The sequence below is a fragment of the Paenisporosarcina sp. P4_E4_2 genome (assembly GCF_056401595.1).
On record NZ_JBFUJC010000490.1, the window covers coordinates 1 to 1,618 of the forward strand.

General features: G+C 47.1%; 1 protein-coding gene and 1 pseudogene. Both read left to right on the plus strand.

Annotated elements, in window-relative coordinates:
- Positions 1–1,030: S-methyl-5-thioribose kinase (mtnK, locus tag AC1DSB_RS18990; RefSeq protein ID WP_477587386.1), on the plus strand; the 1,030-nt coding region annotated here is incomplete at its 5' end.
- Positions 1,027–1,618, plus strand: a pseudogene (locus tag AC1DSB_RS18995) (S-methyl-5-thioribose-1-phosphate isomerase); the annotation flags it as partial. The gene mtnK and the pseudogene AC1DSB_RS18995, both read left to right, overlap by 4 nt.

Below are 1,618 nucleotides of genomic sequence, written 5' to 3' on the forward strand. Positions count from 1 at the left end.
GGGTACGACTGCGCGCATTTCAGATGAATTCGTCCTGTCGACTAGCCGTAACAAAATCGAGACCGAAGCACTTCAACTGCAACATACGCTGGCACCTGGACTGGTTCCTGAAATTTATCTGTTGGATGAAACGATGAGCTGTTGCGTCATGGAGGACTTGTCGCATCTGACAATCATGCGCACTGCGCTGACAAATTTCGAGACGTTCCCTCATTTCGCGGAACATATCACCGACTTCCTCGTGAACACATTGCTGCGCACAAGTGACGTTGTCCTGAACCATAAAGATAAGAAAGAACTGGTCGCAAAATTCACGAACCCAGAGCTTTGTGAAATTTCGGAAGACCTCGTGTTCACGGAGCCATTCCACAACAACTTTAACCGCAACGAAGTGACACCGGGGAATGAACAATTTGTCCAGACGCACCTTTACGAAAACGAAGTGCTTCACTTGGAAGTAGCGAAATTGAAGTTCCAGTTTATGAACAACAGTCAATCACTCATTCATGGCGACCTACATACGGGCTCGATTTTCATCAATCAAAATGACACGAAAGTCATCGATCCCGAGTTCGCATTCTTCGGACCTATGGGCTACGATATCGGTAACGTCATGGCCAACCTGATTTTTGCATTCGCTCGCGGTGATGCATACCAAAACAAAGAATTCACGGTATGGGTAGAAAATACATTATTCGACGTAATGGACTTATTCGACACGAAATTCCGCATTGCTTGGGACGACCACGCAACGGAACTCGTTGCTAAAAACGTAGATTTCAAAGAACATTACTTACAAAACATCCTGAAAGACACAGCTGGCATGGCRGGTCTTGAACTAGCACGCCGCATCGTGGGCTTAGCGAAAGTGAAAGACATCACCACCATCGAACCGATCGAAAACCGTCTGAAAGCAGAAAGACTCTGCTTGCGTGTCGCAGTGGAACTAATCCTTAACCCGTCAGAATTCCAAACAGGCGGACAATACTTAACAGCGCTACAAAACGCACTACAGGAGGAAAACAAATGACTGAAGCACTGAACCCGATAGAATGGAAAAACGATGCACTTGTCTTGCTTGACCAAACCAAGCTTCCTAACGACATTGTCTACGAAGAATTCACAACTGTCGAAAGCGTCTGGGATGCCATCGTCACGATGAAAGTTCGCGGTGCCCCAGCGATTGGCGTTGCCGCAGCATACGGCGTTTACTTGGCTGTTCGCAATTCCGAAACCGATTTGGTGAAAGTAGTACAGAAAAGCGCAGAGTATTTGGCTACGTCCAGACCGACTGCAGTCAACTTGTTCTGGGCTCTTGACCGCATGACAGCAGTCAAAGCGCCGGACGCTACTTACAAAGAAGCTTTATTAGCGGAAGCAATAGCCATTCATAAAGAAGATGAAGAAATCAACCGCACCATCGGCGAAAACCTATTAACGTTACTAACTGACGGCATAGGCATCCTGACACATTGTAACGCGGGTGCTCTAGCAACTTCGAAATACGGAACAGCCACTGCACCCATGTATCTGGCAAAAGAAAAAGGCTGGGATTTCAAAGTGTACGCTGACGAAACACGCCCTCGTCTACAAGGATCTACATTGACGGCACTGGAAC